The following is a 13039-nucleotide window of genomic DNA, read 5'->3' on the forward strand; positions in this document are numbered from 1 at the left end:
ACAATCAGAAACTTACTATAGTCTGATCAGTGTGGTTCAGCTTTTACCGTGTCATTGTCTCAACAACCATAGATAACATTAAGGATGCAAACAATGAAAACAACAGCATTTAACAAAACAATCCTGGCCGGCATGATGAGTATGCTGCTGGCCTCAGGGGCGGCTTTTGCCAACGATCCGCAAAAACCTGAAATGGCCAAGCCGCAAGGCGCAGTGGCTACCGGCGCAAGCAAAGGGGTGGCCGTCAGGGATAATCAGTTCTGGTGGCCTGATCAACTTGATTTGTCGGCGCTGCGTGATCACGATGCACGGTCTAACCCGTATGGCAGCAAATTTAGTTATGCAGAGGCGTTTAGCAAACTTGATCTGGCCAAAGTAAAGCAGGACATCAACGCCCTGTTAACCGAGTCACAGGACTGGTGGCCAGCCGACTTTGGTAACTATGGCCCATTCTTTATCCGCATGACCTGGCACAGCGCCGGCACCTACCGCACCCTGGATGGCCGTGGTGGTGCCGGGGGCGGCCAGCAACGCTTTGAGCCTCTTAACAGCTGGCCAGACAACGGTAATTTAGACAAAGCCCGACGGCTGTTATGGCCGGTTAAACAAAAGTACGGTGAAGCCTTGTCCTGGTCTGACTTAATGGTGCTGGCCGGTAATGTCGCACTGGAAAATATGGGTTTCAAAACCTATGGTTTTGCCGGTGGCCGGACTGATGACTGGGAGCCTGATATGGTGTACTGGGGGCCGGAAGTAGAAATGCTGGCCAGTGATCGGGAAGATGCCGACGGCAAATTACAGCGGCCATTGGGGGCCACCCATATGGGCCTTATTTATGTTAACCCCGAGGGGCCAAAAGGCGTGCCGGACCCAATGGGCTCTGCCAAAAACATTCGGGTTGCCTTTGAACGGATGGCGATGAATGATGAGGAAACCCTGGCACTTATCGCAGGTGGCCACACTTTTGGTAAAATGCATGGCGCGCACAAAGCTGCAGATTGTCTGGGCGCTGAGCCGGCTGCCGAGGGCACTGAAGAGCAAGGTTTTGGCTGGAAAAACAAATGTGGTAAAGGCCACTCTGAAGATACCGTAACCAGCGGCCTGGAAGGCGCCTGGACTCAGGCCCCTACCCGCTGGACTTCACTGTATTTAAGTAACCTGCTTAACTTTGACTGGCAGCAAACCCGCAGCCCGGCCGGTGCTATTCAGTGGATCCCCACTGATGAATCACTACATAAAGCGGTACCTGATGCGCATGTCAAAGGCAAATTTAACCCGCCGGTGATGACCACGGCCGATTTAGCGCTGAAGTTTGACCCTGAGTACCGCAAAATCGCTGAGCGTTTTCTGGCCGATCCGGAAGAGTACCGCTTAGCCTTTGCCAAAGCCTGGTACAAATTAACCCACCGCGATATGGGCCCGCCACGTAATTTCTTAGGTAGCGAAGTGCCAAAAGATGTTCTGGTGTGGCAGGATCCGGTTGATCAGGCAAGCCAGTCCACCATTAACGAGCGCGATGTTAAAACCCTTAAAGCCAGAATTCTGGACACCGGTTTAACGGTACCTGAGCTGGTACGCGTGGCCTGGGCATCAGCGGCCAGTTACCGCGACACCGATATGCGTGGTGGCGCCAATGGTGCCCGGATTGCCTTAGCGCCACAGAAAGACTGGGCGGTAAATAACCCGGCGGAAACAGCCAAAGTAGTAAGCGCTCTAAAGGAAATCCAGGCCGGCTTTAACAGCAACAGAAAAAAAGTATCACTGGCCGATTTAATTGTACTGGGTGGTGCTGCAGCGCTAGAAAAAGCGGCCAAAGATGCCGGCTACTCTATCACTGTCCCGTTTAAACCCGGTCGTGGTGATGCCACTCAGCAAATGACTGACGTTAATGCGTTCAGCCTGCTGGAATTAACAGCAGATGGCTTCAGAAACTACTTTGATAAAGATGCCAGCTATAAATCACCGACTGAGATGCTGATTGATAAAGCCGATCAGCTTGATTTAAGCGTGCCTGAAATGACCGTATTGCTTGGTGGCTTACGGGCGCTGGATGCCAATTATCAGGGCGCTAAGCACGGCGTATTAACCAGCCGGCCCGGCACCTTAAACAACGACTTTTTTGTTAACCTGCTGGATATGGCAACGGTCTGGAAAAAGTCTGATACCGATGGCGTATATGAAGGTTTTGACCGTAAAACCGGCAATAAAAAGTGGACGGCCACCTCAGTTGATCTGATTTTCGGTTCCAACTCGGAACTGCGGGCGGTCGCCGAAGTGTATGCTTTTGATACGTCAAAGCAGAAGTTTGTCGATGACTTTGTTAACGCCTGGACTAAGGTGATGAACCTGGACAGATAATAACAAATACTGAGCAACACCTGACAAAAAGGGCCGACAGGCCCTTTTTTATTGCCGCGGCTTGCTGCCAGGCGGGTCCAGCGGTGCATCATACGCCAGCAGCCAGTCACTGATTTCAGGAATAATCTGTTGCAGTCCAGCTTCAAAGCCGCTGACCAGCGGCGCCGGTTGTATGCCAGACACTGGCTGTTGCCGGGTGAAAAGCTGCCGCGCTAACAGTTTTGCTGAACGGTTGTGGTAAAGTCTCGCTTCGACGCTGATTTTGGCTAACAGCCGGTTACTGTCTTCCACCAGCTCAAACTGCCGTAAATCGATATCCAGGGTCCGATCCAGCCCGCCCGCGGCAGACCCGGTTTGCGGTAATGCCCGGCTATCCCGCAGGTAGCGGACCAGCAGAGTGCGCAGCAGATCAGGGCTTGCGGCAACCCAGCGCGCAGAAGGATGAACCTGCAGTTGTCCTTGCCGGGTGCGGATCAACACCCGGTTTGAGTCGCGCAGCGGATCGGCAACCGGCCGGTTAATGTTCAGACTCCAGTTTTCCGGCGCTGGCAGCGCCGCCGGTGTCGCTAACTGTGGGTCGAGCAACTGCACTGGCTTCGGTTCTGGTAACACAGAACAGCCGGCAGTTGCCAGCAGTAATACAAACGCCGCTAACCGGCCGGATAGTGCTGTTAACTGTCTGCAGTTAATCATTACCGTATACCTCTGGTTGCTCGGTACCCAGCAGCAGCTGGCCCGGATTGTTTTCAAGTTGTTGCACCAGCCTGCTCAGGTCACGGATCAGGGTGCGCAGATCTTCCAGACCAGCAGACAACTGCCGCAAACCGACGCCGCTGAACTGGCTTAGCTGGTGCTCAGTACCGGCAACCAGCGTGTCAAGCCGGCCAGACAGCGATTCCAGATTAGCCAGGGTACCAGCCAGGTTGTGCTTAAGCTCTGGCAAATCTTCAATAAATTCCTGGTCGACAACAGTCAGCACCTTGTCGAATTTAGCGGTGATCTGACTAAGCTGGTTCAGCAACTCTGGCAAGCCATCACTGGCCCGGGCACTGTTAGTCAGTAGCTGATTAAGCGCACTGTCAGGTGCGGCCAGCAAGCTGCTAAAGCGCTGCAGTGAGCCGAGTGTGGTGTTGATTCGTTCGATATTGCTGTCGCTTAACAAGGTATCAAGCTGACTAAGCACCTTATTGGCCGTAACCACTATCCCCTCAGACGATTCCAGCAGCGTGTTAAGCGGTGAAGATACCGATTCGATCTGCCCCGGCTCGGCAGGGTTCGTTGCTAATACTGCACTGCCCGGCGTACCACCTTTCAGCTGCACGGCGGCATTGCCGGTCAGCCCCAGCAGACGAATAGTGGCAACAGTGTCCTGATAGACGGGCACCTTTGCTGTAATGTCAACGGTGACCAGCACTTCTCTGACATTGCCGGGATTAAGACTAATATCAGCAACCCGACCAATATTAACCCCGTTGTACAAAACCGGGCTGCCGTTTGCCAGACCAATAACAGACTGATTAAAAACCACCTGATAGCGCTGCCAGGCGCTGTCGCTGGCATACTTAGCACTAAACAGGCCGAACAGCACGGCAGCCAGCGCAAATAGCAGGGTAAAAGCACCGACAATAATGTAATTGGCTTTCGTTTCCATCCTCATTCCTCATTCTGTGGTGTCAGCGCGTTGCTGCCGGGCCGACCTTGCCCTGGGCCCGGTAAAATAATCGCGGATCCACGGGTGGCTGTGCTTCGCAACCTCATCGGGCGACGCCGTTGTTACAATTTTCTGATCAGCAATCACCGCCACCCGATCAGCAATCGCATACAAGGTGTCCAGATCGTGGGTGATCATAAACACGGTAAACTGCAGTGCCTGTTGCAAGGTGCGCAGCAAATTGTCGAATTCGGCTGCGCCTATCGGGTCCAGGCCGGCAGTCGGTTCGTCCAGAAAAAGTATTTCAGGCTCCAGCACCAAAGCCCGCGCCAGGGCTACCCGCTTACGCATACCACCGGATAATTCTGACGGCATTTTCAGAGCCGTTGCCGCGGCTAATCCGGCCAGGCCAAGCTTAGAGAGCGCCAATTGCTGGCGCAGTGGCACCGACAGCTTCGGCCAGCGGGTTTTCAGCGGTAACTCAACATTTTCCAGTACGGTCAGCGATGAAAACAGTGCACCTTCCTGAAACAACACGCCGGCATGGCGCGCCATCAGTTGCTGTAATGCTTCAGTACCGGTGATCTCGTTCTGAAACACCTCAATTGTTCCGCTGTCGGGGCGCAGCAAACCCAGAATAGAGCGCATCAGCACCGACTTGCCACTGCCCGAGCCGCCGACCACCGCCAGAATTTCCCCCTGGTGCAGATCCAAATCCAGCTCGCTGTGCACCACTTGGCTGCCAAAGCGGTTTTCCAGCTTTCTGATGCGGATAACCGGTGCCCGGTCTGTTGCTGCCTTAGCGCTATTCACCAGCCAATCTCCATAAAATAGATAGCAGCCAGGCCGTCAAGCACGATAACCAGCGTCAGGCTGCGTACCACAGCACTTGTGGTATGCTCGCCGACAGATTGCGCCGAACCACTGACCCGCATGCCTTCCAGACAGCCAACAAGCGCTATGACAGCGGCGAAAACGGGGGCTTTAAACATGCCCACCAGATAGTGCTGCAGCGTAACACTTTGTTCCATCCGTTCGATAAAGGTGGCCAGGTTGATATCAAGCGACAACACCGCCACCAGCAGTCCGCCGAACAGCCCGGCTATCGTGGCGATAAAGGTCAGTAGCGGCAGTACTATCATCAGGGCAATAAGCCGCGGTAGCACCAGCACCTCAATTTCGTCCAGCCCCAAAATTCTTATCGCGTCCAGTTCCTCGCGGGTTTTCATCATGCCAATCTGGGCACAAAATGCGCTGGCGGTGCGCCCTGCCAGCAAAATAGCGGCCAGCAGCACCCCGAATTCCCGTAAAAAGGCGAACGTCACCAAATCGATAATAAACACTTCTGCGCCAAAGTCCTTCAGCACCGTTGCCCCCAGATAGGCAACAACTGCGCCGGTCAGGCTGGCCAGTAAAATCAGTAACGGCGCCGCATTCAGGCCGGTTTGCTGCATATGCCAGACCGTGGCCGTCAGGCGCAGTCGGCCAGGCTTAAGCACGCTTCGGCCCAGCCGGTGGACAATCATCCCCAGAAAATTAATGTTAAGCAGACTTTGTTGCCAGAAGCCGACAGTGCGGCGGCCAATGCCCGCCAGCAGGCGTGACCAGGCTGGCGGCGCCTCATCCTCTGGCAGCTGTTGCTCCGATATCGCAGCAACGGTCTTAAACAGGGTATGCCATTGCTCTGCCAGACCGGCGTCTGATATATCCTGACCAGTCTGCACGCACAGCTTATCAAGCAGCATGGCGCCGGACGCATCCAGCCTTGAAATTTCACTGGCATCAAGTTGCGACGCCTGCTGTGCCAATGCTTTAATTTCTGCACTTAACGATTGCACATTAGCCAGCGTCCACTCACCTCGCGCCAGCAGCCGCTCCTTGTGCTCTGGATCGACCCTGAGATCAGTCGCTGATTTTGGATCGTCAGTCGTACTCATCAGTTTCTATTCTTGCTTATGTTATGGCTGATGCTGGTGCAGAGTGTGCTGCGTTAACTTCACAGTTTGCCGGGTACACTGTTCAAAACCTCCTATCCGTAAGCGAAGAAATTCGAAGAAATTAAAGGTGTCGGATACTCTAAATAGTAGATTGCTTTAGCTATTTTCTCTAGCAAAGCTGAAAATCGCGGCCGCCATACCCTTGCTGCGACCGCTAACACTGCGGCTGAAAATGAGGGTTAAAATAAAATATTTTTCCTGCCCAGTCGTTTTTTCCTGGCATATTTTGTCGGCGAGTCCGGTTTCGGATCTTCTTCATCCAGCCAGGTACCGCAGTATTTACAAAACAGCGCATTATGTTCATGCTGATGGGCACCACAGCCCGGACAGGCTTCATCAGAATACTGCTCTTCCCGCAGCGCGCGGATAACCTCAACCGAAAATACGCCGGCCGGCAGCGCAATAATCGAGTAACCCGACAGCATAATCATCACCGAGATAAACTGTCCCAGCGGGGTCACCGGGGCGATATCGCCATAACCAACTGTGGTCAGGGTAACAATGCCCCAGTAAACAGATTTGGGAATACTGGTAAAGCCCGCCTCAGCAGGCTCAATCAGATACAGCATTGTTGAAAATACAATGACCAGCATTAACACCGAGAACAAAAATAACATGATCTGGCCGCGACTGCGTCCCAGCGCCCTTAACAGCAATTGCCCCTGCCCGACCAGGGAGGTCATTTCAAGTACCCGGAATAAGCGTAAGGTCCTAAGCAGCCGCAGCACCACCAGAGTTTGGGCGCCCGGCACAATCAGCGCCAGCCAGGTCGGTAGCACCGCCAGCATATCAATAATGCCAAAAAAGCTTTTAAGATAAAGCCGGGGCTTTTCCAGACAATAAATCCGCAGCGCCAGCTCGACGGTAAACAACAGGGTTATAACCCATTCGGTATAGTAAAAGATCGTGCCGTAGCGCTGATGATATGCCTGCACGCTGTCGAGCATAATGATGGCCACACTGAAAAAAATCAGCACGACCAGTACCACATCAAAGGCCTTGGCTGCCGGGGTATCAGATTCAAAGATAATTTGAAAAATCCGGGTTTTTAAATCGACTTTCCCGGTTGCTGGTTCAGACATGCCACTCCCGTCCCGTTGCTCAAAAAGACAAACATCAAAATACACCGGCAAGCCAGTTGCCGGGATAAAATGATAGTAAATCAGGCTGCTGCTTAGATAATAGCTCATCCTGGCGCCAGATCGGTTTTGAACCGTAAAGCGGGGGGTATAAGTTAATAAAGATCGCGATGATAACGGCCCTGGGCCAGCATTTGCTGGTAGGCGGCATTGCCAAGCGCAGTGCGCAGGCTGACATCAACCGCCAGGCCCATCCCCTGATAACGGCCACAGACATACACATGGCCACCCTTGCCAATAAATCGGTTAACCTGTTCCGCGCTGGCAGCAACAATATCCTGCACATAGCGAGGATTGTCCGGATCGCGTGATAAGGCACAGTCCAGTTGCTGCAACACGCCGGCGTGCTGCCAACGTGTCAGCTCAGCCTGCAGCGGTTGGTTAAGCGTGGCAGTGCGCTCGCCGAAAATAAGCCATGCGGGCCCTGCCTGCAGCTGCTGTGCCCGCTCTGCCAGATGGCCACGAATGCCGGCCAGGCCACTGCCTGCGCCAATTAGCAATAGCGGTGCCTGATACTCAGCAATATGGCAAGCCGGATTTTGAACAAGCTGCATCTTGATACGTTGCCCCAGCCCGGCACTATCAGTCAGCCAACCTGAGCACAGCCCCGGCTCCCCCTGTTCGTTAACCTGTTGACGCACCACCAGCTGCAGTTCATTGTCAGCCGGCACTGACGCGACCGAATAACGGCGCGCGGTGGCCTGATCATTATTGTATGGTTTTATCGCGACAAGATCGCCAGCCCGCCAGTTGGGCAACGGTTGCGCCGTATTAAAACGCAACAGATACAAGCCAGGTTCCGGCCCGGCATTTAAGCGCTGGCGCGACACCAGTTGCCAGCTTTGCCAGATAACACTGCCCTCAGCTGCTGTTTGCTGTTGATCTCTGGTTTGCAGCGGCGCAGTTGCCTTTGCGCCCAGCCGGGCCAGCTGGCTAAACAAATCGACGCCAAACTGACAGAACTTCGGATAGCTGCTGTCACCCAGTGCCACCACTTCATAGGCTAATGAACTTAACACACCGCTGGCGCCATCAGCCGCAGTGTCTGCGGTCAGATTTTGCAACTCGCGGTAAAAACGCCGGCCATTATCAGGTGGCTCGCCATCGCCATAAGTACTGACCACAAACACCGCTTTTTGTACCTGCGACAACTGCCGTGGTACCAGCTCTGATAATGGCAGAATACTGGCCTGCGCCGGCCCGCCCAGCGCCTGTTGCTGCTGCAGGGCAAGTGCCCGGGCAGAGCCGGTCTGGCTGGCATAGGCCACCAGCACCGGCTGCAGCGCTGTCGCAGCGGCACCGGGTTTGCGGTGACGCCAGACCACACTAAGCGTCCAGAACAGCCAGCTAAGGCAAAGCGTAACGGCTAACACAGTCATTACAGCGGTAACACCTCAAAGGTGGCAGAGTAGCTGCCGGTGCGGACAGTGGCAGGCCGGGCTACGTTATTATCCTGGTAGCTGGCTTCCAGAAAATACATGCCGGCATGGGGCCAGGTAATGCTGATTTCACCCTGCGAATTGCTGGTTAGTGTAATAACCTGCTGGCTGTCGCGATAACGCATACCGCCGGGTACCACTTCCACTTCGGCGCCCTTTGCCGGTTCACCGTCAATCAGCAGTTTAAAGGTCGCCGTTTCGGTGGCATACAAATCGTTCGGGTGGGTTAGCGGCACCAGCTCTAAACCCTGATTGACCGGTTGCAGCACCTCTTTGGTCGGTGCGCCGACGGTTACAAAAGTTTCAACCCGACGCCAGCCACGGGATACTGTTAAATCGGTGGCATTGGCCGGCACGGCGCTGGCAAAATCGGCTTCGTTGGCTTGCTGGCCGCGGCCCGGCCACATTTTCCGGTTGCCGGCTTCATCACGCCAGAAAGCCCGTAAGCCACCTGATCCACTGGCAATTTTATAGGTACCCTGCTGAGCAAGGGGCACATCAAAAACACTGCGGTAGCGCCCTTTTACTGCATTAATCATCCCGACGTTGGTGCCATCCGGGGCCGTTACCTTTATGCCATCCACAGGCATGGCAACATGATCCGGGTGAAACAAAGTATTTGAAATAGCAGCATCAACGGTAACCAGCGCATCTTCGCCGGACAATACCGTTGCACTGGGTTCGAGCCACGCCCGGTGGGCACTTGTCGTCATTGACAGGGTCAGTGCCCAGACGGCGCTGATAAACATAATGGTTAAACGCATAATCGTTTTCCTTCAGAAATTAAAGTAGCTTTAGAAATAACAGTCGCTTTAGAAATAACAGTCGCTTCAGAAATAACAGCGGCTTCAAAAATGCAGCCGGATAGCACCGAGCTCACTTTGTCCGGTGATCTCGCTGGGTAATTGTTGCGCCGTTAATGGCAGCGTAACCGGCAGCTGCAACACTTCGCGACCGCCCACTTCACGCGCGGCTTCCACTACAAGCTGGTACTGACCTGGCGGCAATGACGAAAGTGCCGCAGTTAACCGGGTACTGACCGTATGCTGGCCCGGCCCTCTGGTTGCCCCGGTCAGGCCATCTACCGGCATACTCAGCGCCCGGCCGCCGCGCCGCCACCACTGTCGTAAATCTTTCAGCCACTGCTGGCCTTCGCCATTGGCCATCGCTACGTCGTACCACACCGCAACCTGAGTCGCCTGTCGCTGCTCATCTTCAATCCAAACCGCCACATAGGGCGCGTGATACTCAGCCACGTTCAGCCGGGGCAAGGTTACCGTCAGCGATACCTCAGACGCTGTTGCCATTGCACTGCTGCAGACACTGAGCAGCAGGGTTAATCGAATAAGTAGTCGGGCCATGTTGTTTTCCTTTTTTAAATAAATACCAGCATTATCACCACAGGCAGCAAGGCGCCCAAGGCGATCATCGGCCAGGTCATTGGCCGGTGCGGCCCCTGCCTGAACAGTAAAATCAGTCCGGTGACGCAAAACACCACACACACCACGGCAAAGGCATCGATAAACCAGAACCAAACCACGCCACTGTCACGTCCTTTATGCAGATCGTTAAAATAAGCCACCCAGCCACGGTCGGTCCGCTCATAGCTAAACTCTGCTATCTGAGCATCCAGCGCCAGCCAGGCGTCAGCTCCGGGCTTTGGCATCGCCGCGTAAAACTCGCTGCCATCCCACTCGCCGGGTTGCTGCGGGCCAATGTTGACCCCCTGGCCGGTAAGATATTGCTGCAACGCTGCCGGTAATGTCACTTTGCCTGGCGGCAAGCGCAGCAGCGGTTGCAATAGCGCTTCGGGCACTGCGGCTTCAATAGTAATGATCTGCGGATCGGCTTTAATGGCGGCGGCATGATTTAACGTTATGCCGGTAATCGCAAACAGCAACATGCCCACCAGGGTGACAGCGGCACTTACCCAGTGCCACTGCCGGACTGAACCAAGACTAAGCCGCATCAGAAGCTTACCGTCATCCCGAACCAGAAGTTACGGGCCTTGTCTTTAACGTTGTAGTCATCAGTAAACAATACCTCGCTGACCGCGCCACGGCCGGTAACATAATCGTACTGGCCATCATTGTTTAAGTCGGTAAAGACGGTTGAGTAAGAGGTAAAATCACGATCCAGCAGGTTATTGACTCTGACATCAAACCGGATCATGTCATTCAGCCGGTAACTGGCGCCGATATTCAGCAGGTTGTAGTTTTCATAATACAGTTCCTGCTCAATGACACTGTCGTAGCCACGATAGCGGTCAGAGCGCAATTCACCCTGCAGATAAAGGTGCAGATTGTCGGCAAGTGTCCAGTTAAGCCGCACGTTAGCCATATGCTCGGCGGTATTAGTCAGTGGCAGGCCGGCTTGCGGGCCGCTTTTCTGCTCACTGTCGGTCCAGGTATAGTTACCCTGCATTGCCCAGTTCTGGGATAACTGGTAATGGCCGGCAATTTCTATCCCCTGAATATCAACGCTGTCGATATTAATTTTCTGGCTGTAGCTCTGATAACCCAGCTCGTCATACTCGCCGAGGTTAACGCATGGCCGCACGCCGCCAGTCTGGCTGCAGCTTTGAATGGTATCGCCGCTGGCTATCTTGTCGTCGAACCGGGTAGCAAAATAGGTAATATTAAAATTATGACTGCTGTCAGTCGCGTTCCAGTACAGCGCTATTTCTGAGTTAACACTGGTTTCCGGCTGTAATTCCGGGTTACCGGCAAACGGGCTGGTACCCTGGCCACCAAAGCCGGTAATACCGTCATATAAGTCGGTGGTATTGGGCGTTTTATAGCCGGTACTCACTCCGCCTTTCAAGGTCCACTGCGGGCTGATGTTATAAACGCCGTACACGCGGGGTGATATCTGGCTGCCAAAGGTGTCGTGCTTGTCGTACCGTACGCCTGCCGTCAGCGTGAAAGAGTCGGTCATCAGCCAGTTGTCTTCAACAAACAGCGAATACATTTTTTGCTGCTGCACCCCGCCGGCGTTACCCGACTCCAGGCCAAACACGCCGTCAATCAGTTCACCGTCTATCAGCTGGCCGCCGACAACCAGATTATGGTAGCCCGCTGCAGTCAGCGGAATATCAAGCCTTGCATCCAGCGTATACTGATTGCTTTCAAGCGGCCGGGCCGGCCGCGGCAGAAACGTTTGTTCAGCCAAATCACGCCGGGCCTGCTCTGTTAAACCGGCATAGTCACCGCTGCCGTCATACATTGCCTGTAATAATTGCCGCTCTGCCACACTCAGCGGCAAAGTACGACCATTATTAGCGGTATCAACATAGGACAGTGCCAGCATACTGGAGCCAAAGTTCCAGTTGCCTTCATGGGCCAGTGACCACCAACTGCGATCAAACTCCTGATCAGCAGCATAACCTGCCCGCGGATTAACCTGCCCCCCTCTGGCCTGCCAAAGTGCCTCGATGCTGTCTTTGGTGCCCAGTGGGTAGACAATGGTATCGTTGGCAAGATCGTAACTGGGGGTATTGTCGTAAATCTGGTTGGAGATATCGTAATCAAACTTCAGCCGCTGATTACCGGCCGGGGTCCATGACAGCGAGAAGCCGGCATGTTCATCTTTATTATCAACGGTACGACCACCGCCGCCAAAACCAAGCTCCCGCACGATCTGGTTGCCGTTTGGATCAATGGCCGGGGCAAAAGCCGGTGACGAGGCTTGCTGATTATACAGGCTGGCGCGCAGGCCCAGGCTCAGTACGTTGTCAATCAGCGGGCCCATTACCGATACTTCAGTGGTAAAGTCGTCGCCAAAGCTATCATCCGACTGCACGCTGCGGCCCATGCTGAATTCGCCGGTCCAGTTTTCGGTGTGTTTTTTGGTAATAACATTAATTACCCCACCCAGCGCATCGGCACCGTACAGGGTCGAGGCCGGGCCACGGATCACTTCAATCCGGTCAATGGCAGCCAGCGGCGGCACATGATTAAACGCATTGCCGCCAAAATTATTCGGATAAATATCACCATGATTGTTCTGGCGCCGACCGTCAATCAGCAACAGGGTATATTCGCCGGTTAAACCACGCATACTGACCGAGCCCTGGCCGGTTTTATCACGGGTCGTGCCAATATCAATGCCTTCCTGATACTTCACCGCGTCCAGCAGACTGGTAAAAGAGCGCTGCCGGATTTCTTCCTGGGTAATCACTGAAATACTGGCTGGCGCCTCTGTCAGCTTTTGCTCAAACCCTGACGCTGTTACCACTATATGTTCAATACCATCAGGGATATTTGCCGGGTCAGCCAGTGCCCTGCCACAAAGCGTTGCGCCAATAACTAAAGCCAGTTTTGCCGGCGTCAGGTGGTTCATTTTTATCGTCCTTTTTATATCCGTGAGCAAGAGCGCTCTAAAAAATTCAGGGGATAATAGACGACCTCTTACGCCAACGTCAATACTAATGATAATTATTGTTATTTGCGTGCG

11 protein-coding genes are annotated in these 13039 nt (G+C 54.0%); 1 reads left to right on the forward strand and 10 read right to left on the reverse strand.

Annotated elements, in window-relative coordinates:
* Nucleotides 1–135: 135 nt before the first annotated feature.
* Nucleotides 136–2358 (forward strand): catalase/peroxidase HPI, encoded by a 2223-nt coding sequence (gene katG / locus R3187_RS02140; RefSeq protein WP_413229010.1) that lies wholly within the window; start codon nt 136–138, stop codon nt 2356–2358.
* A gap of 48 nt (nt 2359–2406) precedes the next feature.
* Here the strand turns inward: katG and R3187_RS02145 are convergent, their stop codons facing one another.
* The 10 genes from R3187_RS02145 to R3187_RS02190 form a co-directional block, all read right to left on the reverse strand.
* Entirely contained in the window at nt 2407–3051 is a 645-nt protein-coding gene (locus R3187_RS02145) for an ABC-type transport auxiliary lipoprotein family protein (RefSeq protein ID WP_318965050.1), read from the reverse strand.
* Nucleotides 3044–4009, reverse strand: a complete 966-nt coding sequence (locus R3187_RS02150) for an MlaD family protein (RefSeq protein ID WP_318965051.1) — start codon at nt 4007–4009, stop codon at nt 3044–3046. Before R3187_RS02150 ends, R3187_RS02145 begins: the two co-directional genes overlap by 8 nt.
* A gap of 9 nt (nt 4010–4018) precedes the next feature.
* A complete protein-coding gene (locus R3187_RS02155) occupies nt 4019–4822 on the reverse strand; it encodes an ABC transporter ATP-binding protein (protein WP_318965052.1) in 804 nt (267 codons plus the stop codon).
* Nucleotides 4819–5946, reverse strand: coding sequence for an ABC transporter permease (locus R3187_RS02160; RefSeq protein WP_318965053.1), 1128 nt, complete (start codon nt 5944–5946; stop codon nt 4819–4821). The genes R3187_RS02155 and R3187_RS02160 overlap by 4 nt, the downstream gene beginning before the upstream one ends.
* A gap of 239 nt (nt 5947–6185) precedes the next feature.
* Complete coding sequence (locus R3187_RS02165; RefSeq protein ID WP_318965054.1) at nt 6186–7196, reverse strand: ion transporter; 1011 nt, start codon at nt 7194–7196, stop codon at nt 6186–6188.
* A gap of 44 nt (nt 7197–7240) precedes the next feature.
* On the reverse strand, nt 7241–8524 hold the full coding sequence (locus R3187_RS02170; RefSeq protein ID WP_318965055.1) for an NADPH cytochrome P450 oxidoreductase family protein: 1284 nt from the start codon (nt 8522–8524) through the stop codon (nt 7241–7243).
* On the reverse strand, nt 8524–9348 hold the full coding sequence (locus R3187_RS02175) for a DUF4198 domain-containing protein (RefSeq protein ID WP_318965056.1): 825 nt from the start codon (nt 9346–9348) through the stop codon (nt 8524–8526). Before R3187_RS02175 ends, R3187_RS02170 begins: the two co-directional genes overlap by 1 nt.
* An 84-nt stretch (nt 9349–9432) precedes the next feature.
* Nucleotides 9433–9945, reverse strand: a complete 513-nt coding sequence (locus R3187_RS02180) for a DUF2271 domain-containing protein (RefSeq protein WP_318965057.1) — start codon at nt 9943–9945, stop codon at nt 9433–9435.
* Between the two features lie 14 nt (nt 9946–9959).
* Nucleotides 9960–10553 (reverse strand): PepSY-associated TM helix domain-containing protein, encoded by a 594-nt coding sequence (locus tag R3187_RS02185; protein ID WP_318965058.1) that lies wholly within the window; start codon nt 10551–10553, stop codon nt 9960–9962.
* Complete coding sequence (locus tag R3187_RS02190; RefSeq protein WP_318965059.1) at nt 10553–12925, reverse strand: TonB-dependent receptor domain-containing protein; 2373 nt, start codon at nt 12923–12925, stop codon at nt 10553–10555. The genes R3187_RS02185 and R3187_RS02190 overlap by 1 nt, the downstream gene beginning before the upstream one ends.
* Nucleotides 12926–13039 lie beyond the last annotated feature (114 nt).

Origin of the sequence: Arsukibacterium sp., assembly GCF_033721375.1 — a bacterium.
GTDB lineage: Bacteria > Pseudomonadota > Gammaproteobacteria > Enterobacterales > Alteromonadaceae > Alishewanella.

Coding starts and splice junctions, on each gene's coding strand:
- katG (WP_413229010.1), top strand. CDS start 136: ATGAGTATGCTGCTGGCCTCAGGGGCGGCTTTTGCCAACGATCCGCAA.
- R3187_RS02145 (WP_318965050.1), bottom strand. CDS start 3,051: ATGATTAACTGCAGACAGTTAACAGCACTATCCGGCCGGTTAGCGGCG.
- R3187_RS02150 (WP_318965051.1), bottom strand. CDS start 4,009: ATGGAAACGAAAGCCAATTACATTATTGTCGGTGCTTTTACCCTGCTA.
- R3187_RS02160 (WP_318965053.1), bottom strand. CDS start 5,946: ATGAGTACGACTGACGATCCAAAATCAGCGACTGATCTCAGGGTCGAT.
- R3187_RS02165 (WP_318965054.1), bottom strand. CDS start 7,196: ATGAGCTATTATCTAAGCAGCAGCCTGATTTACTATCATTTTATCCCG.
- R3187_RS02170 (WP_318965055.1), bottom strand. CDS start 8,524: ATGACTGTGTTAGCCGTTACGCTTTGCCTTAGCTGGCTGTTCTGGACG.
- R3187_RS02175 (WP_318965056.1), bottom strand. CDS start 9,348: ATGCGTTTAACCATTATGTTTATCAGCGCCGTCTGGGCACTGACCCTG.
- R3187_RS02180 (WP_318965057.1), bottom strand. CDS start 9,945: ATGGCCCGACTACTTATTCGATTAACCCTGCTGCTCAGTGTCTGCAGC.
- R3187_RS02185 (WP_318965058.1), bottom strand. CDS start 10,553: ATGCGGCTTAGTCTTGGTTCAGTCCGGCAGTGGCACTGGGTAAGTGCC.
- R3187_RS02190 (WP_318965059.1), bottom strand. CDS start 12,925: ATGAACCACCTGACGCCGGCAAAACTGGCTTTAGTTATTGGCGCAACG.